The organism is Staphylococcus sp. HMSC34G04, assembly GCF_001838765.1.
GTDB lineage: Bacteria > Bacillota > Bacilli > Staphylococcales > Staphylococcaceae > Staphylococcus > Staphylococcus epidermidis.
The window spans coordinates 63,353-87,417 of sequence record NZ_KV838727.1; the positions used below are offsets into that span (position 1 = coordinate 63,353).

The 24,065-nt window shown below is 31.3% G+C and carries 25 protein-coding genes and 1 riboswitch; of the genes, 17 read left to right on the plus strand and 8 right to left on the minus strand.

The features are described 5' to 3' along the window. The first annotated feature begins 89 nt into the window (after nt 1-89). From HMPREF3241_RS05295 to HMPREF3241_RS05305, 3 genes are read left to right on the plus strand one after another with little or no spacing between them, the layout of a single operon-like run. Entirely contained in the window at nt 90-410 is a 321-nt protein-coding gene (locus HMPREF3241_RS05295) for a PadR family transcriptional regulator (RefSeq protein ID WP_002447239.1), read from the plus strand. Continuing rightward, the gene (locus HMPREF3241_RS05300; RefSeq protein WP_070853509.1) at nt 407-967 is read left to right on the plus strand and encodes a DUF1700 domain-containing protein; all 561 of its coding nucleotides are present in this window, start codon (nt 407-409) and stop codon (nt 965-967) included. The genes HMPREF3241_RS05295 and HMPREF3241_RS05300 overlap by 4 nt, the downstream gene beginning before the upstream one ends. After that, nucleotides 964-1,767: a DUF4097 family beta strand repeat-containing protein gene (locus HMPREF3241_RS05305; RefSeq protein ID WP_070853510.1), complete on the plus strand. Its 804-nt coding sequence runs from the start codon at nt 964-966 to the stop codon at nt 1,765-1,767. The genes HMPREF3241_RS05300 and HMPREF3241_RS05305 overlap by 4 nt, the downstream gene beginning before the upstream one ends. A 154-nt stretch (nt 1,768-1,921) precedes the next feature. Here the strand turns inward: HMPREF3241_RS05305 and HMPREF3241_RS05310 are convergent, their stop codons facing one another. Next, nucleotides 1,922-2,530 (minus strand): DNA-3-methyladenine glycosylase, encoded by a 609-nt coding sequence (locus tag HMPREF3241_RS05310; protein WP_002457274.1) that lies wholly within the window; start codon nt 2,528-2,530, stop codon nt 1,922-1,924. A gap of 207 nt (nt 2,531-2,737) precedes the next feature. On the opposite strand from HMPREF3241_RS05310, the gene HMPREF3241_RS05315 reads away from it, so the two are divergent. Next, a complete protein-coding gene (locus HMPREF3241_RS05315; protein WP_002447243.1) occupies nt 2,738-3,310 on the plus strand; it encodes a DUF805 domain-containing protein in 573 nt (190 codons plus the stop codon). 487 nt (nt 3,311-3,797) lie between these two features. Here HMPREF3241_RS05315 and HMPREF3241_RS05320 read toward each other — a convergent pair whose 3' ends face one another. Beyond that, nucleotides 3,798-5,408, minus strand: coding sequence for a ribulokinase (locus tag HMPREF3241_RS05320; RefSeq protein WP_002490790.1), 1,611 nt, complete (start codon nt 5,406-5,408; stop codon nt 3,798-3,800). 590 nt (nt 5,409-5,998) lie between these two features. Here HMPREF3241_RS05320 and HMPREF3241_RS05325 point away from each other — a divergent pair. Beyond that, nucleotides 5,999-7,009 (plus strand): aldose epimerase family protein, encoded by a 1,011-nt coding sequence (locus HMPREF3241_RS05325; RefSeq protein ID WP_070845864.1) that lies wholly within the window; start codon nt 5,999-6,001, stop codon nt 7,007-7,009. Nucleotides 7,010-7,086: 77 nt separating this feature from the next. On the opposite strand, the gene HMPREF3241_RS05330 is transcribed toward HMPREF3241_RS05325, so the two are convergent. Next, complete coding sequence (locus HMPREF3241_RS05330; RefSeq protein WP_020360894.1) at nt 7,087-7,767, minus strand: MOSC domain-containing protein; 681 nt, start codon at nt 7,765-7,767, stop codon at nt 7,087-7,089. A gap of 165 nt (nt 7,768-7,932) precedes the next feature. Between HMPREF3241_RS05330 and HMPREF3241_RS05335 the strand changes: the two genes are divergently transcribed. Further along, nucleotides 7,933-8,625 carry a ribose 5-phosphate isomerase A gene (locus HMPREF3241_RS05335; protein ID WP_049386488.1) on the plus strand — a complete coding sequence of 231 codons (693 nt, stop codon included), beginning with the start codon at nt 7,933-7,935 and terminating at the stop codon, nt 8,623-8,625. Between the two features lie 398 nt (nt 8,626-9,023). Further along, on the plus strand, nt 9,024-9,203 hold the full coding sequence (locus HMPREF3241_RS12955) for a hypothetical protein (protein WP_002447249.1): 180 nt from the start codon (nt 9,024-9,026) through the stop codon (nt 9,201-9,203). Nucleotides 9,204-9,589: 386 nt separating this feature from the next. On the opposite strand, the gene HMPREF3241_RS05345 is transcribed toward HMPREF3241_RS12955, so the two are convergent. Next, nucleotides 9,590-10,738 (minus strand): peptidoglycan release complex CPBP-like subunit SdpC, encoded by a 1,149-nt coding sequence (locus HMPREF3241_RS05345; RefSeq protein WP_002447250.1) that lies wholly within the window; start codon nt 10,736-10,738, stop codon nt 9,590-9,592. A gap of 247 nt (nt 10,739-10,985) precedes the next feature. Between HMPREF3241_RS05345 and hutG the strand changes: the two genes are divergently transcribed. From hutG to HMPREF3241_RS05380, 7 genes are all read left to right on the plus strand, one after another. Next, nucleotides 10,986-11,921: a formimidoylglutamase gene (gene hutG / locus HMPREF3241_RS05350; protein ID WP_002490789.1), complete on the plus strand. Its 936-nt coding sequence runs from the start codon at nt 10,986-10,988 to the stop codon at nt 11,919-11,921. Nucleotides 11,922-12,392: 471 nt separating this feature from the next. Next, a complete protein-coding gene (locus HMPREF3241_RS05355; protein ID WP_002490809.1) occupies nt 12,393-13,511 on the plus strand; it encodes an amidohydrolase in 1,119 nt (372 codons plus the stop codon). Nucleotides 13,512-13,596: 85 nt separating this feature from the next. Continuing rightward, complete coding sequence (locus HMPREF3241_RS05360; RefSeq protein WP_070853511.1) at nt 13,597-14,478, plus strand: SDR family oxidoreductase; 882 nt, start codon at nt 13,597-13,599, stop codon at nt 14,476-14,478. 281 nt (nt 14,479-14,759) lie between these two features. Continuing rightward, the gene (locus HMPREF3241_RS05365) at nt 14,760-15,371 is read left to right on the plus strand and encodes a flavin reductase family protein (protein ID WP_002447254.1); all 612 of its coding nucleotides are present in this window, start codon (nt 14,760-14,762) and stop codon (nt 15,369-15,371) included. A 43-nt stretch (nt 15,372-15,414) separates the two neighbouring features. Next, nucleotides 15,415-15,993, plus strand: coding sequence for a hypothetical protein (locus tag HMPREF3241_RS05370; protein ID WP_070853512.1), 579 nt, complete (start codon nt 15,415-15,417; stop codon nt 15,991-15,993). Nucleotides 15,994-16,078: 85 nt separating this feature from the next. Then, nucleotides 16,079-16,175: riboswitch (SAM riboswitch) on the plus strand. 133 nt (nt 16,176-16,308) lie between these two features. Continuing rightward, complete coding sequence (locus HMPREF3241_RS05375; RefSeq protein WP_001831611.1) at nt 16,309-17,610, plus strand: Na+/H+ antiporter NhaC family protein; 1,302 nt, start codon at nt 16,309-16,311, stop codon at nt 17,608-17,610. 296 nt (nt 17,611-17,906) lie between these two features. Continuing rightward, nucleotides 17,907-18,419, plus strand: a complete 513-nt coding sequence (locus HMPREF3241_RS05380; RefSeq protein WP_002457260.1) for an SRPBCC family protein — start codon at nt 17,907-17,909, stop codon at nt 18,417-18,419. Nucleotides 18,420-18,563: 144 nt separating this feature from the next. Here HMPREF3241_RS05380 and HMPREF3241_RS05385 read toward each other — a convergent pair whose 3' ends face one another. Continuing rightward, nucleotides 18,564-19,325: a MurR/RpiR family transcriptional regulator gene (locus HMPREF3241_RS05385; RefSeq protein ID WP_070853513.1), complete on the minus strand. Its 762-nt coding sequence runs from the start codon at nt 19,323-19,325 to the stop codon at nt 18,564-18,566. Between the two features lie 197 nt (nt 19,326-19,522). Here HMPREF3241_RS05385 and HMPREF3241_RS05390 point away from each other — a divergent pair, with 197 nt between their 5' ends. Further along, a complete protein-coding gene (locus tag HMPREF3241_RS05390) occupies nt 19,523-21,112 on the plus strand; it encodes an alpha-glucoside-specific PTS transporter subunit IIBC (RefSeq protein ID WP_002495930.1) in 1,590 nt (529 codons plus the stop codon). A 104-nt stretch (nt 21,113-21,216) separates the two neighbouring features. Here the strand turns inward: HMPREF3241_RS05390 and HMPREF3241_RS05395 are convergent, their stop codons facing one another. Further along, nucleotides 21,217-21,747 (minus strand): hypothetical protein, encoded by a 531-nt coding sequence (locus tag HMPREF3241_RS05395; RefSeq protein ID WP_002447259.1) that lies wholly within the window; start codon nt 21,745-21,747, stop codon nt 21,217-21,219. Nucleotides 21,748-22,048: 301 nt separating this feature from the next. Between HMPREF3241_RS05395 and HMPREF3241_RS05400 the strand changes: the two genes are divergently transcribed. Together HMPREF3241_RS05400 and HMPREF3241_RS05405 are read left to right on the plus strand one after the other, a co-directional pair. After that, on the plus strand, nt 22,049-22,684 hold the full coding sequence (locus HMPREF3241_RS05400) for an HAD-IA family hydrolase (RefSeq protein ID WP_070853514.1): 636 nt from the start codon (nt 22,049-22,051) through the stop codon (nt 22,682-22,684). 17 nt (nt 22,685-22,701) lie between these two features. Beyond that, a complete protein-coding gene (locus HMPREF3241_RS05405; protein WP_002447262.1) occupies nt 22,702-22,890 on the plus strand; it encodes a hypothetical protein in 189 nt (62 codons plus the stop codon). A gap of 316 nt (nt 22,891-23,206) precedes the next feature. Here HMPREF3241_RS05405 and HMPREF3241_RS05410 read toward each other — a convergent pair whose 3' ends face one another. After that, nucleotides 23,207-23,392, minus strand: a complete 186-nt coding sequence (locus tag HMPREF3241_RS05410; protein ID WP_002447263.1) for a hypothetical protein — start codon at nt 23,390-23,392, stop codon at nt 23,207-23,209. After that, nucleotides 23,389-23,745 carry a hypothetical protein gene (locus HMPREF3241_RS05415; RefSeq protein WP_002447264.1) on the minus strand — a complete coding sequence of 119 codons (357 nt, stop codon included), beginning with the start codon at nt 23,743-23,745 and terminating at the stop codon, nt 23,389-23,391. The genes HMPREF3241_RS05410 and HMPREF3241_RS05415 overlap by 4 nt, the downstream gene beginning before the upstream one ends. Nucleotides 23,746-24,065: the final 320 nt, after the last annotated feature.

A 24,065-nucleotide genomic window follows, 5' to 3' on the forward strand; every position in this document is an offset into this window, starting at 1 on the left:
TTGCAATGTATAGTAGTAGATGCTATAGTTATTTTAAATCACTACTGTGTATAGTTTAATACTGTTTATACGATTGAGGAGGTAGGTATATGAATGCACAGTTTAAGAAAGGTGCTTTAGAATTAATCGTTCTGCTTATTATTAAAAAAGAAGATCAGTATGGTTATTCACTTGTACAAAATATCTCGAGATACATGACCATAGCTGAAGGTACAGTTTATCCTCTACTAAGGCGTTTGGTTAAAAGTGGGGAACTGAGTACGTATTATCAACCTTCAACTGAAGGACCGTCTAGAAAGTACTATCAATTAACTCAACAGGGGGCTGCGAGGGTTGATCAATTGGAAGAGGAATGGAAATTGTTTACGGAAGCTGTAGAACATTTCATTGAGGAGAGTGAGAATGAATGAATAAAAATGATTATTTAAAAGAACTTAAAAAGCATTTGAAACATATGAATAAAGAAGAAAAAGAAGATATTTTGAATGAGTACGATACGCACTTTTATAGCGGACAGCAAGAGGGAAAGTCTGAATCAGACGTATGTAAAGAGTTAGGTAATCCAAAAGTAATAGGTAAGGAACTTACAGCTACTTTTAGTGTAGAAAATGCACATCAAAAAGTGTCTTTAATGAATATTTCATCCGCAATTGTAGCAGTAATGGGGCTAAGTTTGCTTAACTTTTTTATTGTTACAATACCAGCTTTTTTAAGCATTCTGCTCGTATTAACCTTCATCATTTTTACTCTAGCTTCACTAGTTGCACCATTGATGTTGCTCATTAAAGGAATTATGGATGGTTTTCATTCCATTATCCTATATGACATATTTATGACTGGTTTAATGTTTGGTGTTGGACTTGTACTTGCAGTGGTGACTTACTACCTCATTAAGTGGCTATTTTACTTAACTATGAAATATTTAAAATGGAATATTTCTATTGTCAAAGGAAGTGTACAATCATGAAAAAAATTTCAGCGATAATATTATTAATAGGCTTGTCACTAATTATTATTTGTAGCGTGGGAGTATATGCACAAAATAAAAAATTGAGTAAAGACAAGCAATATAATGATCAAACAACAAATTTAATGAAAAACTATGATGATAATACTGTGAAAAGTATTTACGTTGATGGAAAAGTAAGCGATATAACTGTGAAAAAAGGTGAACATTTTTCGGTTAAGTCCAAAGGGAATGACAAAAATTTAAACGTCACTAGCAAGGTGAACAATCAACATTGGGTAATTACAGAGCGTCAAACAAGGCCGCATATTAATTTTAGAATACAAGGTCATGTTAGTAATCATATTACGATTACAGTACCTAAATATATTAAAAACATAGATATTAAAACTAATGATGGGGATTTAAATGTTGTTGGAGTAAATAGTGACACAGGAAGATTTGATACTGAATCTGGAGACATTAAAGTTCAAAACGGACGATATAAAAAGGTGACGCTTCATAATGAGGATGGAGATATTCATACGAAAGATATTCATTTTAATCATGCTGATATTCAAAATGACAATGGGGATATTCAAATGAAACAATTGCCCCCTGATATTCCTTTACGTATTAAAAATGAAGAAGGGGATATAAACTTGAATTATAAAAAAGAACTTCATCACACCCAAATCATCACTCGTAATGCAGAAGGGCAAACAGACATCGATCATCGTGTGTTAAATAATAGTAAAGTTAACAATGGGAATAATAAAGTGAAATTAATTAATGAAAATGGAGATATTACAGTGAAATAAAGGCATTTTTCTAACATTAGCTCAAAAATTGAGGAAAGAGGTACTTTCAATAAACAATGAATGGTGTATTTTAAAATGCACTTTTCTGCAGATTTTAATTTGAATAAATTTAGAAAAAGGAAGTAGGACAAATAATAATATCCTGCTCCCTTTTTTATTTCCATGTATCGTCGGGATTTTGAAAATCTGATTTGCGCATTCTAGAGACATATGGATTGCCTTTAACAGTGAAACGTAGTGGTTTATTTGTCCATTCTCCTTTATTAGGAATACCGATACGACCACTTTCTACAATAGTTTTTGGATATTTGCGATGATTGGTATCTATAGATAATTTACAGTCATTTAAGGTTGAGCCATCAATTGACCGTGGAATATTGAAAGCTTTAGTCCATTTTCCTGGACCATTAGTGAGCTCGTATCCAGATTTTCCACGATTGACGTTCATAGCGCCGATACCTTCATCTGGTTCAATAGCACGAATAAGTACACCTTCTGGAATGCCCTCAGTTCGTGTAACAAAATTGATTAATAAATGTGTATGCATCACATGTGCATATATTGTGCCACCTTTTTTATATAAAGATGTCACTTTTGGTGTTATTTTGCCACCAAAACCATGTGCCGCTTTATCTTGTATACCTAAATAAGCTTCAGTTTCTACAATATATCCAGTATATGTTTGATAGTCATCTTGGTATATAATTTTAACACCTAATAAAGCTTTTGCAGTTTGAGTTGTCTGCTGATTTATAAAGTCCAAATATATCATCTCTCTTTTTTATTAAAAGAATTTACTTAAAAAAATGTAAATTGAAATATTATGTTTTATATTACTATTTTTATTTAAAATACTTTTTGTTATACTTTCATTATGAGTTTTAATAGAAATAAACTCTTTTTAATGTAACAAATAATGTATTGATTTAAAACACTTGTTTTAATGACAAAATGAAAAGGAGTATATCTAATGAGAGAAAAAGTTAGATTTACACAAGCTTTTAAATTATTTTGGACTAACTATTTTAATTTTAAAGGGCGCTCACGTAGAAGTGAGTATTGGTTTGCTATGTTATGGCATTTAATTTTTATGATTCCTGCAATTATTGGTTACGCTTTTGGATTTATCTTTTTAATATCAAGTGAAACTTTTAAAAGTGAAGGATTTATCTTGTTGGGGGTAGGAATTTTAATCTTTTCTTTAATTTATATTTTTATTTATAGTTTAGTTACATTAATACCTAATGTTGCGATATTATCAAGAAGATTCCATGATCGCTCAATGACGATGACTCTTCCGATTATTTTTTATGTTTTCACTATCATTGTATCTGCTTTTAATTATATATTAAATATAGATAATTCAGCGGTATTAATATTTATGGGAATTATCTGCTTAATCTACTGGATTGGGTCGATATTAATATTAGTATTGACTTGCTTAGATAGTAAAACAGAGTCTAATAAATATGGACCAAGTCCAAAGTACAATTGCAACGAGACAAATTTCCATGGTGATAATGCTAATCCAGTTGATAAATAAAATTTAAACAATAATATAGCCCGAGACAATCATGATTGTCTCGGGTACTTTAATTGTATTGATAGTTTTTGATTGAATTGAAAATGTTCATGTATTCAGCGTAAGCATTATCAAGTAGTTATTAATCCTTGTATGCCTTTATATGTATTTTAGCTCTTTTGTTGTCGTTCCTCTGATAACAAAAGCTCAAGTTAAGCTTTAATTATCAAGTTTAGTTATTTTTGTGATACTTATTTTGTTCTTCATGCTATATGATGATAGAAAAATACATGTTTATAGAAAACCAGAATTTATTAAACGTCATTAAGTCAATAAAAAACAACGAGTTTAGCTTAAGATTAATTTCGCTATATATTTGCTGATTCATATCACTGTGGAACTTCTTATGCATCGACGTCCTATTGCATCAATGCTGACATGTTTATTCATTTCAACTTTAATCATGGTATCGGTGATTAAAATTAAACGTCTTGAAAGGGATAACAACTTAAATCAAATATGATAATTCAGGATATTGACGACCTAATAAATCATGTAGTTCACAATATTTATGGTAAAGTGGTTCATATGCTTGAACTTTTTGGAATTCAGGTTCTTGTATATAAGCTATAGGTTGCTTCATAGATAATGCCGCCTCTTTTAATGTACTATATGCGTTACCAACAGTTGCACCTAACATCGCTGCACCTAATGCTGAAGCATTAGACGAATCTAAGACGACAACCTTTTTATTTAAGACATTTGCATAAATTTCAACGAGTAATTTACTCTTTTGTGGGATACCGCCAGATGCATATACTGTATGAACAGGGATATGATTATCTTCAAATTGTTTCATAATTAATTTTGTTCCAAATGCTGTAGCTTCAATATATGCTCGATGAATCATTTCATATGGTGTTTGAAGTGTAAGACCAAAGATACTTCCAGTTAGATGGCTATTACTTAGTATACTACGATTTCCATTCAACCAATCTAAAACAACAACATGTTGTTCTTCTATTTTAATATGACTTGCTAATTCTTCTAAATAGTTAAGCACAGGCATATGATGTTCATTTGCTTTATCCACAATATGTTTAGGTGCTTGGTTCTTTGAGTATTCGAACAAATCACCGACAGCTGGTTGACCAGCTTCATAGGCATATAATCCAGGTATAATAGCATTTTTAACTGAGCCAGTTATAGAAGAAATGGGTACTTGCTTTGAATCTAACATGAGATGACAAGTACTTGTACCAATGACTGCAGTGAATTCTCCAGCTTCTATTGCCCCAACACCTAAGACGCCAGAATGTGCATCTATGATAAAAGGTGAAACCTGGACATCTTGAGAAAGCCCCCATATCTGTTGATAGTCTTTACATAAACGACCTGCACTTTTTCCAATTGATATGATTGGCGCTTCACATTTTTCTTTGACGATTTTAGGTAAATCAGGATCCACGCTATGGAAGAACTCGTAATTAAATCCTGCATCATTGTCCCAAAAACCTTTAAAGCCAATACCACAATTTGATCGTACATTTGAATTTGTTAGTATACTAGTAATGTAATCTCCAGCTTCCATTATATACCGTGCTCTTCTAAGAATTTCTGGTGCTTCATGTTTAACTTCCATGATTTTCGGTATCATCCATTCGCTATTTACGCTTGAGCCATAATAATCTAACCAATTTTTATTCTTACTCATCTGAATCATATGGTTTGCCTCATCTTGAGCTCCATGATGTTTCCATAATTTTACGTACGCGTGTGGATTTGTCTTTAAATCTTCATGACGATGAAGCGGTTCAAATTGTTCATCGAGAAAGATAATTGTACTGCTTGTAAAGTCGACTCCAATACCAACCACATCGTTTTTATTAACTTTACTATCTTCTAATACAAATTGAACACCTTGTTCAAGAATTTGTAAATAGTCGTCAGCATTTTGTAAGAAGTAGTTTTCAGGTAACGGTTTATCATATAATGAGTTCATATAAGTTCCGTTCGCATAGTCTTCCTCATATCTTGATATGATATGTCCGTTGGATGTGTCAGCTAATATCACCCTTCCAGAAGCGGTTCCAAAATCAATTCCTATACTATAACTCATGTGTATGCCTCCTATATATAGCGTAATTGTAATCAATCATATTGTTCTGAGTCGACGATTTGATGTTTAAGTATAGTTTACATGAATGTAAGTGTTTACAAAAATAATAATTATATTTTCGAATCATCTGACATACAATTTATTTACGTTAATTGCCGAAATCTATGGAATATTACAAGAAAAAGTGTAACAATATGTAAGTGAAACACTGTTGATAAAAGTTGAATTTAAAAAGTCTTATATTGCTATTTTAAAGTATAAAGTGTTTGATTTGTTTAGCCAAAAAGCTACCCCTTTTATGGCGAACGTCTTAAAAAATCAGGGAATTGAAAGTAATGTAAGACTTTGAACGTTTTTCTATGTAAAAATTTGTCCAATTAAAAGCAGATGTTCTTATATCATTATTAACTTTTAAATCAATCGCTAGGCTGGCGATTATAAATACAAATCAAATTGATATAAGTAAGTAATTATAAACACTGTTAACTAAGGTGATGAGGGGAATTAGGACAGGTGAGATAGAGGCCTTTAGTCATTGAAATATAGTTAGAAGGGCGTTAATTTTACAAGGTTGAAAGGGAGATTATGTAATGATATCTAAAGTTGAACATCAAAGACACGGTTTAGATTTAATTAAAATTGATAATGACGATACGAAAATTGTATTTACAAACTATGGTGCAAGAATTGTTTCTTGGAAATACCATGATAACAATATCGTTTTGGGGAATGTAGTAGAAGCAGATGAATTTTATTTTGAAGAACCTTTTAATTTTGGTGCTACGATAGGTCGCTATGCAGGTAGAATTGAAAATGCATCATTTAAATTAGATGATGATACTTTTCAAATAGAATCAAATGATGGTCAACATCATTTGCATGGGGGCAGTCATGGATTAAATAGACGTATTTTTGATTATGAAATAGTTGATGATATTGGACAAGTAAAGATTATATTCACAACAACGATTAAAGAAGAAGAGGACAATTATCCTGGAGATATGATGGTAAAGGTTATTCACACTTATGATGCCAATCATCGATGGTCCGTACAATATGAGGCAAAATCAACAAAAAAAACAGTATTTAATCCTTCAAATCATGTTTATTTTAATTTGAATCGTGATAACAATGTTGTGTATAACCACTGTATTAATAGTTCAGAATTAAAAATGTATATGTTAAATGATAAACATATTGTTAAAGAGGAGCAATCTCTTGATTTACATCGATTATTGGGTACAAAAAAAGTCTATTTAAAAGATATTTTTGAAAGTGACAATGAAACTTTGCAACAACAAATTAATCATTATAATGGCATTGATCATCCTTTCGAATTTGGTGGAAATGAGCTTACCATTGATAATTCTGAATTTGAACTTAATATTAAGACTGATATGCCTCACTTTGTAATGTTTACGTTTAATAATCCACAAGTTTGGAACAATGATTTTAATATTTATAAGGCGCATTCTGGATTTTCCATCGAAACTCAATATATGCCTAATGATATAAATATGTACGGCGCCAAAGCTCAGTCTATTTTAGAGGCAGATACATTATTTACATCTAAAACAAGTTTTCAAATTCATGAAAAGTAGTATTTTTATGATGATGATCATCATTCATTGCAATACATATGAGAGTCTGAGCTTAAAAGTTTCAGACTCTTTTTAAACTACTTATCGTCAGAATTAATGAATTTTCTATTTTCGGCACGCGTTTTCATTTTCTGTAGTTTTTCCTTTCGATCAGGTGAAAGATAAGGATTTCGAAGAGCATGATAAATTAATCTTAAATTATCACGCTCATTATAGAATAGATGATTTAAGTCTTTCACAGATAGACGTGAGTTTGATTCTGCCTTTTTAATGAGTTTTAAATTATCACTCTGATGTACATATCCTTCTTTTATAACTCTAAAATAAAATCCAGTTTTACCAGATTGCGACATTTTTTGAACTAAATTAGGTATTGCATATTTAGCTTGAATTTTCCAACAAGGTTCTCGTATATCTGATACTTCTATGATTGTATCGCCTAGTTGATACTGATTACCAAAATAAACATCGGCTTCATCTAGATGTTCAACTGTCAAATTCTCACCAAACATTGCATATTCAGGTAATTGATGTAAGTCATCTTTAAATAATTGATAATTAGATTTACTAAAACAACATATCGCTTTATGTATACCACCATGTTTATGATAGGCTTGTTCATCGTCCACGAACCCAAGTCGATTGAGCCACATTTGACCTTTAAAAGGAATTTTGTTTAACGCTGATTGCATTGGTTTATAGTTACCATAAGACAATGTTTCTATTTTGCCAATAGATATGGCATTCACTTTAATCATGTATATCACGACCTTTTAATTTATAAGCTATTATCAAGTGTTGATACAAATAGTTTAACAATAAAATGAAATGATTAATATGAAATCAAAAATGAGGTATGTTAAAAAATTGAATCTCATGTAGAATATAATTAGATACTTTTATGAAGAGGAGAGCAACGACCCATGAAAGATGCAAAAGAGCTAAAATTGATGACCTTAGAAGATGTACTTGGTCAAATTGAAAATGGTATGACACTAGGAATAGGAACAGGGAGCACAATTGAATTATTAATTCCCCAAATTGCTGAATTAATTCAGCAAAAGAATTATACAATTACCGGCGTCTGCACTTCTAATAAAACAGCATTTTTAGCTAAAGAATTAGCTATGAATATAGTTGATGTAAATGATGTTGAGAAAATCGACTTAGCAATAGATGGCGCTGATGAAGTAGACAGTGCGCTTAACCTTATTAAAGGCGGTGGTGGAGCCTTATTTAGGGAAAAGGTCATAGATGAAATGGCTGACCGATTTGTCGTTGTTGTAGATGAAAGTAAACTCGTCAACTATTTAGGAGAAACATTTGCATTACCAGTTGAAGTCGATAAATTTAATTGGTACCAAGTTGCCAAAAAAATTGAGTGTACTTATGATATTCATGTAAACAGAAGAATTAATGAAGATGTACCTTTTATTACCGACAATGGTAATTACATATTAGATTGTTCATTGCAAAATCGAATTTCTGCTTATGAGCTACACGAATTTTTAATTCATTTAACTGGTGTTCTTGAAACAGGATATTTCCTCAATATTGCCGATCAAGTAATAGTAGGAACACAAGAAGGCGTAAAAATATTAAATAAAGAGACTTAGCCATTATATTAAGCTGAAAAAATTAATCTGAGATAGAGCATTTGTGTTAAAGTGATTACCTTACACAGGCAATACATAATAGAGTTGTAAAGACATGAATGACATACAATCTTATCATAGTCATTGAGTCCTCCAATTTGTAATAAAGTTAGTTCAATAACTGATTTGTGCTGAACTCCGAAAATGTAAGATTGTATGCTGATTTATGTTTTCTATATTATTGAGTGAGGTAAACATTTCTATTTTGTTTAAACTCAATTTGTTATAAACGTTAATATCAATTTATCTAATTGATGTAAGACATCAACTAATTTTTTAAGAAAAAGTTTATTGGTGTTTTAGTAATAATTTTTGAAAAAATAGTTAGGTCTTTAGCTGGGGTAAAAGGAGGTTTTATTTTGAAAGTTTTTTTATATTTCATTTACTTTTTCGTTGCGTTTTTTGTTGTTGATTCTTTAATTAGCTTGGTATTTCCAATTGAATTTGATGTGTATACAAATTTAATTACTGCATTCTTTTTTGCAGTTTTTATGACACCATTATTTTTTGTATTAAAACAAGACAAAAACAAAAAATAGAATAAAGATATATAATGGAAAAATTGATAGATACTGAGAAGAATATTTAAGCGTAAAAATGTTATGGTGTTTAAATATTACGATTAATAAAGTAATATGGATGAATTTAATATCCTGCTAATGCAAACCCTAGTAAGTAGATTAAGATTCTAAATGCAAAAGCAGTTATCATCTTAATAGTTCTAATGAAACACAATAAATTATCTTTAATCAATATAGCGAATGTATATTGATTGTTACTTAAATTGATAGATATGAAAAAGCCAGTCCAATGATTAAGGTGTCGAACGTAATCATTAGACTGGCTTATTTATGCATTTTAATACTAAAATCAAACTTTTAGAGTGCGAATCATTAATACAAGATTTATTTTAAAGTATCAATTATTACTGTGATTTATCTGTGTCGGCTTTATGATCTTCAACTTCGTGAATTTCATCTTTAACATCGTTGACAACTGATGAGTGTCTATCTTCGGTATAAGTTGAATGATCTCTAAGCTTATCATTGTGATTTGTATCCGTTTCTTTATTAACTGAAGAGGCGTCTTCTTTATAATCAGAAGTAGCAATCGCATCGTCACTCTTATTAGGTTTCTTTGATTGATATTTGTCATTATCAATTTCTTGTTGCTTTGTTTCATCTTTAGATGATACATCATGATCTGAAGTTGAAGAGGTGTCTTCTTGACTTGGTTCTTCATCTTGAATATGAGATAAATAATTATTAGGATCAACTTCGTCTAAACTTTGTTTCGTCGTTTTATAAACAATAGCACGAATGATGAGACTAAGAATAATAAATGAAACACCCACAATTGTTGTAGAAAGTGCAATGACTTTCATTGAGAAAAGGTCGCCTGTTTCTTCACTAAATAAAAAGACGAGAGCAAAAGTCATGGATGCGTGAAAGGCAGTTGCAATATAAATTGTACGACCATTAGTAGCTCTAATTAATTCACCAATAATCATTGAAAACATGAATGTATATAAGAAATGGTATCCGGCGTATTCTACACCATATGTCGTATTAGCTGTAAATACTGAATAAATAAGACCAACAACAATACTCGCAAAAAATGTATTCATTCTTGTTTCAAGAATATTTTGTAAGTAAGAACGGAAACCAAACTCCACTACAAAAGCCATTAAAATATGACCAATTAGTATAGTTAGTAATGATACTGATAAATCTGAAGTTTGTAATAGGATGAAACTATCAGCATAAGTATTAAAGCTAAACAAGCCGATCATTAAAATGATAAGTGGTAGAATGAGTGCTAAAAGTAGACGCTCAATCACCTTTAAACTGATAGAAAATTTCAATCCTGCTAATTGTTCTTTTCTGTGTTTAAATATTAATATGCACACAATTGCAGCTATGAAAGGAGCTAAATCTTTAATGCTAAAGACAAAACGTTTCACTCCGATAGTCGCTTGAAAATCTCTGAGTATCACGGACAATGCCATTGTAATAACGAAAAATACAAAGACCATCATAGCCCATTGGAACCCAGAAAATCTAGAGTTTTTCATTGTATGTAACCTCCATTAGGTAACAAGCTTAAATTGATTTATTTACAATTATACATCTTACAAGCATATGTTTAAATTGTCTATTTTAATTATAATCAAAATGTAATAGTCTTGAATCATTTTGTTAGCTAATCGTAAATAATTTTATCATTATATGGGTATGTTAAAAGAGCAAGCATTGATAAAGAAAAATTCAATAGTTATACTTTAATTAACTTAACTGATAAAAATTCAAGGGGGATATATCATGTATCAACTTGCGCAATCTAATCTATGGACAGGTCGTTTAGATAGTGAAACTGATCCTACACAATTTAGGCATTTCCAAACTGTTAAATTCGGTGATTTAAGTCAATTAGATTTTTCGGAGAAACACAAAGGCGTGGGCTTATTAGGATATGCAATTGATAAAGGAGTAGAATTAAACAAAGGACGTGTAGGTGCAAAAGAAGGCCCCAATGCCATTAAGCGAGCTTTTGCTGGATTGCCAGATTTGAATCAATGTGAAGAGATTATAGACTATGGTAATGTAGAACACAATCATGAGTTGCTAATAGATACACAGCGCGAATTCGCAGACCTTGCTGCTAAGTCTATGAAACGACATAAACAAACATTTTTACTTGGTGGTGGTCATGATATAGCATATGCACAATATTTAGCTACTCGTAAAGTTTTTCCTGAGTCGTCAATAGGTGTGATTAATATAGATGCGCACTTTGACACACGTGATGAGGATTATTCAACCTCTGGTACTAGTTTTAGACAAATTCTAGAAGAAGATGATAATGCAGATTATTTAGTGTTAGGTATATCTCAAGGTGGTAATACACAAGCTTTATTTAATTATGCTAAAGAAAAAGATATTCAATTTGTATATGCAGATGAATTACTACATCAGGTGTCTCCCCCTATTAAAGATATGATAGAACGTTTTATCCATAATCATGATACGGTTATGTTCACAATTTGCATGGATGTAGTAGATAGTGCATTTGCACCAGGAGTAAGTGCACCAGCTGTCCTAGGTATATATCCACATACAGTTTTCGAACTTGCTAAACGTGTCATTCCAAGTGAAAAAGTAAAATCTATAAGTATAGCTGAAATGAATCCAACGTATGATTCAGATCAAAGAACTGCTAAATTAGTTGCTAATTTAGTACATCATTGTTTAATTTAAAGTTAGAAGTCGTCATGTAAAAATTTAATAAATTTAGATATACTTAGTTTCAAAATGCCTGTGATATTCGTTGATGTCTCGGGCATTTTGACGTTTTTTGACAGTTTATGACTGAATAAGAAATGATGTGTTAGTCACAAATTAAAATGTCATACTTGTTATCGTAATAGGAATAACCATTTATTGTGAAGATTGTTCATTTCACTATGAAAGAGAATTTTTAATGCATGTTTATCATATATTCCAGTAATCTAAGCAGTAACTAATGAGACATGTAACTGTTTCAACATGTTTTCGCTTTTTTAAATAATTTTAATAAACTAGCTCTTAAAAACGTTGAATATTTAGAATTTTCCGATAAAATGTTAAGATAACTTTACTAAAATTGACAATTAAGTTAATTAAAAGAATGCTAAATCACAAGTTAAGCATATGAATAAATTAGAAGTGTGAGAAAGGGCTGAGCGATATATGACAAATTATTCTACTTATGTAAATTGGAGAAGAACGTTTCATCAATATCCTGAACTTTCAGATGAAGAATATGAAACTACAGAAACGTTACGGAAAATACTCAAAAGTTATGGTATACGTATACTGGATGTCCCTTTAAAAACAGGTTTAGTAGCAGAAATTGGGCAAGGAGAGGAAATGATAGCGGTAAGAACAGATATTGATGCTTTGCCTATAGAAGAACAAGTGAAGCATGAATTTACATCAAAGCATCATGGTGCAATGCATGCATGTGGTCATGATATTCATATGGCAAGTATATTAGCTACTGGTACTCAACTAAAAGAGATTGAAGATGAATTAAATGGACGCGTTCGATTAATATTTCAACCTGCTGAAGAATTAGGACATGGTGCATTTGAAATTATAAATACTGGAGTACTTAAAGGAGCTAAAGCAGTACTTGGTTTTCATAATTATCCCACTTTAAAAGTTGGTGAATTTGCTATTAAATCGGGTGCAATTACCTCTGCTGTAGATCGTTTTGAGTTTAATGTTAAAGGTAAAGGTGCGCATGCTGCAAAACCTGAGCAAGGAAACGATCCAGTCATCGTCGTAGGACAACTTATCAATAGTTTACAAACTATTGTGAGTCGAAATTTATCAGCTTTTGATAGTGCAGTTGTAACAATCGGTGAAATTTCTTGTGGTAACACATGGAATGTTATAGCTGACAAAGCTTATATACAGGGCACTGTTCGGTCATTCGATGAGGATAAACGTCATTATATTGAAAATAGGATGAAAAATATTGCTGATGGTTTAAGTCGTGTTTTTAATGTGGATATTGATTTAACTTATTCAAGACTACCTGGTGCAGTAGTAAATGATGCACATCTAACACAAGAAGCAATCGAGGTCGCTAAAAATGTTGGCTATCATGTATCAATGCTCGATGAACCGGTTACTATTGGAGAGGATTTCTCAGGTTATACAGAAGAATACCCCGGTGTTTTCGCATTTATTGGCTCCGACAGTAAATTTGATTTACATCATCCTAATTATCATCCGGATGAGCGTATTTTGGAAAAAGTTCCTCAATATTTCGTACAGCTCGTTCAACGTTTATTGACATAATTTGTGATTTCATATTTTCTATGATTAAACGTACATGATAACTGGGTATACAGAAAGCATTAAATGAATTAGGGGATGATTTGAAATGTCAGCTCAAGATCCGCGCAATAAATTTAAAACTGATAATTATGAAAAACAGGAACAAGAAGTTCCAGGTATACAAGCTAAAATGTCACCACAACCAGATTGTGGGGAAGATTCTTATCATGGCCACCATCGATTAGATGGCTTTAAAATACTAGTGACTGGTGGCGATTCAGCAATTGGACGTGCGGCAGCAATTGCTTATGCTAAAGAAGGTGCAGATGTAGCGATTAATTATTTACCAAGTGAACAACAAGATGCCGATGATGTAAAACAGATCATTGAAAATGTTGGGCAAAAAGCTATCTTAATTCCTGGTGATATTAGAGATGAACAATTCAACTATGACATGGTTGAAGAGGCTTATCAGCAATTAGGTGGTTTAGACAATGTAACGTTGGTTGCTGGTCATCAACTTTATCAAGATGAATTATCGGAGTTTAAAACTCAAGATTTTACTGAAACATTTGAAACGAATGTCTATCCGGTATTTTGGACAGTCCAGAAAGCGCTTGAGTATTTACAACCAGGAGGGTCAATTACAACAACATCTTCAGTTCAAGGTTATAATCCTAGTCCAATTCTTCATGATTATGCTGCAACGAAAGCTGCAATTATATCTTTAACAAAGAGTTTTTCAGACGAACTGGGACCTAAAGGTATTCGTGTTAACTGTGTTGCGCCTGGACCGTTTTGGTCACCACTTCAAATTGTCGGTGGACAACCACAAAGTGCTATACCTACTTTTGGGCAAAACACACCGTTAGGACGTGCTGGTCAGCCTGTTGAATGTGCTGGGACATATGTGTTATTAGCGTCTGATGATGCAAGTTATATTACCGGTCAAGTATATGGTGTGACTGGTGGAACTCAAATAGATTAACTAACTATAGCATATTAATTAGTATATATTTTTCAAAGTGAAAGCACGACGAAGGTGCTAAACATCTTACAAAACTCTACAGTTTAATATAAGATTTGTTTATGATAATAAGCGCCTAGGACAAATATCAATGTCCTAGGTTTTCTTATCTTAAAGGCAAACAGTGATTCAATTGAATATACGATTTTCTTTAACTCTTTTTAATCTTGTCTACAAAGGGACAACAATAGTTAAATAGTAAATTTTATATTTTAAATAAAAATTGATTGGATTGATTGATAGTGAAAAAAATAAAAGCTGAAACACTTTCAGATATGCAAAATTACAAATTACTTAGTGGAAGTATTATACCTAGGCCGATAGCATTTGTAACTACTCAAAATTTAAAAGGGGATGTCAACGCAGCCCCTTTTAGTTTTTTTAATGTAGTTAATCATACACCACCTATGATTGCAATTGCTGTTCAACGTACAAATGGAAATAGAAAAGACACCTCAATAAATATAGAACAATCAGGTGAGTTTGCAGTGCATATTACTGATGAGGCTATTGTTAATGATGTGAATGAAACTGCTGCTCCGTTAGAATATGGTGTTAATGAACTTAAGAGAACTTCTCTAAGCATGATTGATTCTGATTTAATTAACGTTCCAGCAATCAAAGAAGCAAAAGTAAGGTTTGAGTGTAAGCTTCATCAAATAGTACAATTGGGCAACAAAGATAACGGGAGTGATTTGATAATTGGTGAAATTGTCATGTACCATATTGATGAAGAAGTTTATTTTGAAGATAGTAAAATTGATGCAAATCAATTAAATCCGGTAGCTAGGTTAGCTGGAAATGATTACTCTTTGTTAGGTCAAACATTTACAGTTAATCGTCCTACTTCATAAAGATAAAAAGATATTTACAAATATCATTTTAAGGGTGTCATTGATGAAAGCATATCTATATAAATTCATGCCGTTGCTCATTTTAGTTATAGGACTGATTGTCTTATACGTTATTAATGATTATCCCACATTGTTACATGTCATAGTGATTATTGCTTTTATAACGAGTGGATTGAAAAATGTATACTTTGTTAATAATAATATTAGAAATCATATCATATGGATGAGCCCTAAACTCGATCGTATCCTTGGTATGCTTTCGGGCATACTATATTCTGGCATTTACTGGGTTAGCTTTATAAAGCAACAGCCTTTATGGATAGTAATACTTATTCTGGTATTAACAGTGGGTACTGCAGTTTTATTAGAAACGAAATTACATATTACATCACTTCAATTAGAGGAGAGGTTATCATCTGAACGGATAAAACGTAAAGTAATTTCAAGACATAAGGCACAACGTCTTAAGAATATATTTTTTACTGTGATTGTTGTAGTAATCATTTCAATGCTCATATCATTATATTTAAAGTTAATGGTTATTTTTGGAATTGCATTGGCGATATTCATCCTTGCATCAATCAGTGTGGCTATTTTTGAAAAATACTTTACTATATATTGAAAATATGTAAACTATTATTAAAATATTTAAAATAATAAGTGTTGACGTTATTGCAAATATCTTGTAACGTTAAACACAATTCAATAACTTATCAAGAGAAGTGGAGGGACTGGCCCAAAGAAGCTTCGGCAACATTGTATCATGTGCCAATTCCAGTAACCGAGAAGGTTAGAAGATAAGGTTAAACACGATGTTAACTGAGACTGGGGCATGATTACGTGTCCTGGTTTTTTATTTTTGAGTTATTGATTAAATAGATAGGAATTTTTTAGTATAAAATCTATCAATCCATTATACGGGAAAGTAGGTTAGATTATGAAAGAGATGAAGAATGGCAATGCTTGGGCATTAATTCCTTTATTGTTATTTGTCTTACTATTTCTAGGTGTTGGTATTATTTCTGGTGATTTTACCACTATGCCATTAAATGTTGCTATTACAATTACTGTTATTGTTGCCTTACTGATGAATCGCAAGGAAACTTTTGCGAAAAAAGTAGAGGTATTTACAAAAGGTGCAGGTCACTCTAATATCATTTTGATGATGCTTATTTTTATCCTTGCTGGAGCTTTTTCGACGACTGCTGAAAAAATGGGTGGCGTGTCATCTACAGTTAATTTAGGCTTATCACTTATTCCTCAAAATTTAATAATTGTTGGACTATTTATTATTTGTATGTTTGTATCAATTTCAATGGGAACTTCTGTCGGCACAGTTGCAGCTATTGCACCAGTAGGTTTTGGATTTGCACAAGCAACAGATGTACCAGCTGCATTAGCCATGGCAACAGTTGTTGGGGGAGCGATGTTTGGTGATAATCTATCTATGATTTCTGATACCACTATTGCAGCAGTAAGAACACAAAAAACAAAAATGAGTGATAAATTTAAAGTCAATTTTAAAATTGTATTACCAGGTGCGATTATTACAATCATTATTTTATTCTTTTTAACAAATGGTATTTCCATAGATCATACTAAAAACTATGATTATAATTTAATTAAAGTTATACCATACTTGTTAGTTTTGATTCTTGCGTTAGTTGGTATTAATGTAATTATTGTATTAATAGGAGGTACTGTATTAGCCGGTATAATTGGACTGATTGATGGTTCTTTTGGTTGGAATGGCCTTTTAAATGCTATTTCTAAAGGGATTATCGGAATGGAAGATATTGCTATGATTGCATTGCTTATAGGCGGTCTAGTAGGAATTATTCAACATAATGGTGGTATTGATTGGTTGCTTAATTTTGTAAGGTCAAAAGTAAAATCAAAGCGTGGTGCAGAACTAGGTATAGCGAGTTTAGTGAGTGCAGCTGACATTTCAACAGCAAATAATACAATTTCTATTATTATGGCTGGACCATTAGCTAAAAATATTGCTGATGAATATGATGTCGATCCAAGGAAATCAGCAAGTATATTAGATATCTTTGGTGGGTGTTTTCAAGGATTATTACCATACAGCCCGCAAGTGATTTCAGCAGCAGGTGTAGCCGGAATTTCCCCATTCCTAATGTTACAATATAGTATTTATCCAATATTATTAGGTGTTTGTGGATTAGTAGCAATTATTTTAAGAGTACCTCGTTTAAATCAATCGTCAAAGAAATAAAATACGACCCATAGTATATATTGGCTGTCAACAATCTTATGATTGTTGACAGTTTTATAATGATTCTTTGATACTCACCATCTGTATCTTATTTTTAAGTTGAGTATCAAGCAATTTAGAATAGTAGTAAAATGTTGATAAGGACAAGACTATACACTCAATCTTGAATTTAAAAAGTTAAAAATCACTAAAATTATAAGTTTTATTTAATATAATTTAATTTTATAGAGCTCAAAGTTTGTGACCTAGCTCAAATACGTTAAAATAGTATTAAGAGTGAAAGTAGGTGAAATGAAATGGCAAAATATAATGTGGAAAATGAATATGTTGAAATCGACATTGAGAGATTACTTAAATATACACCAGAGGTCGTTTATGAGGCATGGACAAAAACAGATATCTTAAAAAAATGGTTTATGACCACACAACGCACGAATAAATCGTTTGATGCAGATATTCAAGAGGGAGGAAAGTATCGCATCATTGATAGTAGAAATGGTAAACAAAACATCATAGAAGGTACATATGAAGAGTTAGTTTTAGATGAATATATCAAGATGACGATTGGAATGCCAGGACTAAGTGAGGAAGAGGATGTCATTGAAGTAGAGTTCTTTGAAAGAGAGAATGGCGGGACTCAAATGTTCTTTTACTATCGCTCTTTTATTGAAAAGGAAAGACGTTTAACAACATTAGAATATAAGCAAAAGAAAAAAGAATATCATGATTCAACAGCACATGGATTTGAATTGATGATTGATCAAATGCAAAATGTGATAGATGAAATTGAGGAACAGCGTCATAACTAAACTAAAAAGCCTGGGACAACAAAAGTTGTTGTTCCAGGCTTTTTAACGTTTTAATAGTCATTGTCTAAGTTGAAAATGGAAATGCCAAATAATATTTATATGTAAAGTGAGAATTGCATTCAATGATAATGATGACTCACTTTCCTATGCTAATTCATGATTCTCTTTATATTCGTTATATTTTCTTAGTAGTGTTTCAAAGAAAATGTGATAACTAATAAAACTGGAATAATCGGTACCATCGTTTAAATAGAAGGTATTGCTTGAAACATAGACATTGTAATCAGCTTGTTGTGCCAATGTATTGTCCTTCATTGTTGTTACGGAAATAAAATATTTTTGTCTCAGTTGAAGCAATTGTGTGACTTCTTTAAGTTGATGTGTTTCGCCAGAAAGTGAAATAATGAAAAACAAATCTTCAGGAATTGTCTTGTTTAACACCATCTTTAGTTCATGAACATCATGTAACAATATAATATTTTTATGCATAGTCAACAGTATACGTTGTGCTTCTTCAGCGACATTCATCTGTGCACGTCCAGTACCATATAAGTATATTGTTGTAGCATGATGCATTTTGTGAGTTAATAAACGATAATCAATACGTTCTAAATAGTTGAATGTATTTTCAATTTCTTGTTTAAATTGCTCCATAGAATCAGAAGGAAGTTGATGATTCTTACTATCTTCAAATTTTAAAAAGGATTTAAAATCACTATAACCATCAAAACCTAGTTTACGAGTGAAGCGATGAATCGTAGCATTTGAAGCATGTGTCTGTGAGGCTAAATCTTGTATTTTCATATTTTTACAAACATCTATATGTGTATTAACATAATGTGCAATTTGTATATCATTATCATTTAATTGATCGAAATTAGAGTTTACTCGTTCATCTAAAATCATCTTAACACCTCATCATTGAAAATATTTTCTTTATATGAAAATATAATCTAATTATACAAAAATGTTTCAAAGTGCGTCAACGTCATTGTCATTATGTAAGCGTTTACTATATATTGGTAATAACTTATTAAATAAAGAGCAATAAAGGTAAACATATATTAGTTATCATAGTTAAGGGAAGAGGGAGGTATTCAAAAATGAATGCAATTAAACGATTTGGTAGTGCAATGATAGTACCTGTTTTGATGTTTGCTTTCTTCGGTATTGTTTTGGGATTCGCTACATTATTTAAAAATCCAACCATCATGGGAGGCTTAGCTGAACAGCATACATTTTGGTTTAAATTTTGGTCTGTTATTGAATCAGGTGGTTGGGTAATATTTACACATATGGAAATTGTCTTTGTAGTTGGTTTACCGTTATCTCTTGCTAAAAAAGCTCCAGGACATGCAGCTTTAGCAGCTCTAATGGGATATTTAATGTTTAACACTTTTATCAATGCAATTTTAACTCAATGGCCACATACTTTTGGCGCTAATTTAAAAAAAGGTGTAGAAAACACAACAGGATTAAAATCGATTGCAGGTATTGAAACGTTAGATACCAATATTTTAGGTGCAATCATTATATCAGGAATAATAACGTGGATACATAATAGATATTACAGTAAGCGTTTACCTGAAATGTTAGGTGTATTTCAAGGATTAACATTCGTTGTAACAATCTCTTTCTTTGTCATGCTACCAGTGGCAGCAATCACATGTGTTGTTTGGCCAACGATTCAACACGGTATTGCTTCAATTCAATATTTTATTGTTGCATCAGGATATATAGGTGTTTGGTTATATCATTTCTTAGAACGTGTACTAATACCTACAGGATTGCATCATTTTATCTATGCACCAATCGAAGTAGGTCCAGTAGTTGTTAATCATGGTTTGAAAGCAGAATGGTTGCAACACTTAAATCAGTTTGCCGAAAGTAACAAACCACTTAAAGAACAATTTCCATATGGTTTTATGTTGCAAGGAAATGGCAAAGTTTTTGGTTGCCTAGGTATAGCATTGGCAATGTATGCAACTACACCAAAAGAAAATCGTAAAAAAGTTGCTGCATTATTAATACCGGCAACACTTACGGCAGTAGTAGCTGGTATTACAGAACCACTTGAATTTACTTTCTTATTTATTGCGCCATTTTTATTCGTATTACATGCACTACTAGCAGCAACTATGGATACACTGATGTATGGATTTGGTGTCGTAGGTAATATGGGTGGTGGTGTACTAGATTTTATAGCAACTAACTGGATACCTTTAGGAAAAGCACATTGGATGACATATGTCTTTCAAGTAGTAATTGGTCTAATCTTTGTTGCGATTTACTACTTCTTATTTAAATATTTAATTTTAAAATTTGATATTCCGTTACCAGGACGTAAGAAAGGTGAAGAAGAAGTCAAATTATTTTCTAAACAAGATTATAATGATAAAAAAGGAGATTCAACTCGCAATCATTCACCTAATAGTGAATATGAAGAAAAGGCGATGTACTACCTAGAAGGTCTTGGAGGAAAAGAAAATATTAAAGACGTTACAAATTGTACGACGCGCCTACGTTTAACTGTTAAAGACGAAAGTAAAGTTCAAGAAAGTGCCTATTTTACACATAATCAAATGTCTCATGGTTTAGTAAAAAGTGGCAAAAGTGTTCAAATCGTCGTTGGAATGTCTGTACCTCAGGTAAGAGAAGCATTTGAAAATATTGTAAATGATGATCTATCTTAGAAATAAAGTAACTCCCAAAATAATTCAAATAGAGATTATTTTGGGAGTTTTTGTATTTATATTTGTAAATAAGTTATTCTTGCTCATATATTCTATCTTTCTATTTATGAAATGCGTGCTTTATGTAGCATCTTTGCTCTATAACTTGCTGATAGGATATCAATGTTACGCGTTGCAATAGTTTGAAGCAACTTTGTGAAAATATCAGGAGGACATGTGACGCTTGCGCAATTATTATTTAATGTATAATTCACATTGTGATGATTCACAAACATATTCATGATATCAATGACTTTATCTTTAATGAAGGCATCTTGTAAACCATCGATTGCTAAATCAAAGCGCTTAATAGATTGGTAAAGTTGTTCTGAATCAAGAAGTTCATTTACACGGCTGGGTAAAAGTATTTGATAAATAGCATAATTGTGGAAACTTAAGAAACTTATCAGATAAGGTAGTTGTTGCTTGGGGAGGCTAACTTCCAATGCGAACACATCGTTTTGCTTAATGATAGAATACTGAAAGGATTCACAAAAAGTAATTTCTTTACATAAATGTATTAATTTTTTTCGCGTTGAGCGAGATTTCAAACCTGCAACATTAATAATGTAGGTTTCAAATTTATCAATCAACATATGGGGACCTCCAATCGTTAACAATATATGTGTGGAAATGATATGAATGCTTATATTTTATACGCTGTTCGTTTAAATAAATTGTACCACTCTTTTTTTTTAGAATCACTAAGACTTTTGATTGAAGTTGAAAGAATTATAGTTATCTTATCTCGAATGAGTAATCATTGAAGGAAAAGTTTTATTCATAGCATAGTTGTGAACTAGATTTTATATTATTTGATGCTTAGTTATTTAGAGGCAAGTTTATATCAAATTATGTTAGTATGAAAAATAATAAATATTGAAAGGAGATGACAACATGTATAAAGCAGTAGTGTTTGATTTTGATGGTACTGTCATTGATACCGAAAAACATTTGTTCGATTTAATAAATACACATTTAAAAATCCATCAAAAAGCGCCGATTTCTTTAGAATTTTATAAACAATTTATTGGCGGTGAAACTACTGGATTACATACATATTTAGAAGATGCTATTGGTTTCAAAAATAAAGAAAAAATTTATGATCAATATTATCAAACAATTATTCAATTGCCGGTAAATCCCACAATCATTCAATTGATGCAATATTTAAAAAAACGTCATATCCCAATGGCGATTGCCACAAGTAGTTATAAAAAGAATATATATCCTATATTTAAACAATTAGGACTAGATACATACATTGATGTTGTTGTTGGTCGTGAAAATGTTGAGAGTGTTCAACCTAATCCCGAAATTTATTTAAAAGCTGTACAAGAGCTTAATTATAATCCTACAACCTGCTTAGCAATTGAAGATTCTGTCAATGGTGCTACTGCAGCGATGCTAGCAGGATTAGATGTTGTCGTTAATACGAATATAATAACGAAGGATCAAGATTTTTCGACAGTTCAATATGTTGGACAAGATATGGAATTTGAAGATATAGAGAATTTTTTATTTAAAGAATAAATTGGAGGTATTTAAAAATGGGCTATATTATCCTATTTTTCATAGCAGGTCCAGTTATTATAGGAGTGGGTAATCTCATATTGGGACCGATATTTAATAAACGCACACCTTTACATGTTCAATTTCGATCGTTTATTATTGGCTCTCTTGTATACCTTATTCTCGCTACGGTTTGCTATTTTTTGTTACTTCAAGGCAAATTATAATACTACTTACAGTATGAGTTGATATAGAACAATGTTTAAGCTAACTTAACTAAAATCAACTTGTTATTTATATTATAGAAAAGAAATCTAAAATCTACATTAGTGATTTATACTAGTTTGAATAAAATTATTAAATGAAAGGCTCAAAATTCGTATGAATATCTTAGTTGTTCACCAATAATGAGATTTGAAAACCATGATAGATTGTGGCATATGTTTAAGTCCATCATCGAGTGTCTTTACTAAAAAAGTCTGGTACATAAATCATAATGTCCCAGACTTTTTTATCGTCTATTCAACAGTAAATTTGTTGAACCTACATAATCAATTTTAATACTAATGTTACTAATATAAGTATAATTAATAATAAGTCAATGCCTACCATAATAGTATATCGTGTAGGTTTTTGGCCTTGCTGCTTAGCTAATACCATTGCTTTATAATTTGGAAGTAAACTAATGATTAACAAAATAATTACAATGAGTCCGATAATAATAGTCAAGATGTGTGACCTCCATTTTTTCTATTTAAGAACTCCCATATGACACCAGCAATCACACCCAAAATTAGTCCGACAATGATACCTATACGCGGAGTGAAGAAAATTGATCCGAATATAAGGCATATAAAAAGCGCAATAGGTAAAGTTGTACCATAAATAATTTTACGTTCTGACGAACTTAAAATTGTAAATACAATGATATAAATGACAAAGAAAACAATAGCTGCAATGACAGTTCGTACAATAATAGACGATATTGAAGCCTCTTTCATAGTCAATAAATTAAGAATTAAAAATGCAGTCATAAATATTAAAGAAAATTTGATTGCACGTATAACAAGCGCTTTATTCATATGAGCACTCCTTTACTATTTAAAAAAAGTATATCATATTTAAATAATTATTAAGAGCAAAGACATAGGTAAAATGGTAAAGTGATTTAAGTTAAATTTGAAATGACATTGTATATAGTTTTAACAATCATTTTATGTTATATAGCTAGGTGGTAAGCAGTTAATATTTTAAATCAACTATAAGAGTGTGTTCTGAACTATTTCGTTTGCTCTATAATCTCTATTATCAAAAAGATTTTAATATGAGTGTTAGCAAAAAGCAAGAAAACATCTTAGCAGGAAAGGTAAGCGCTTTTACAGAATTGTAAAAATATTGTTTC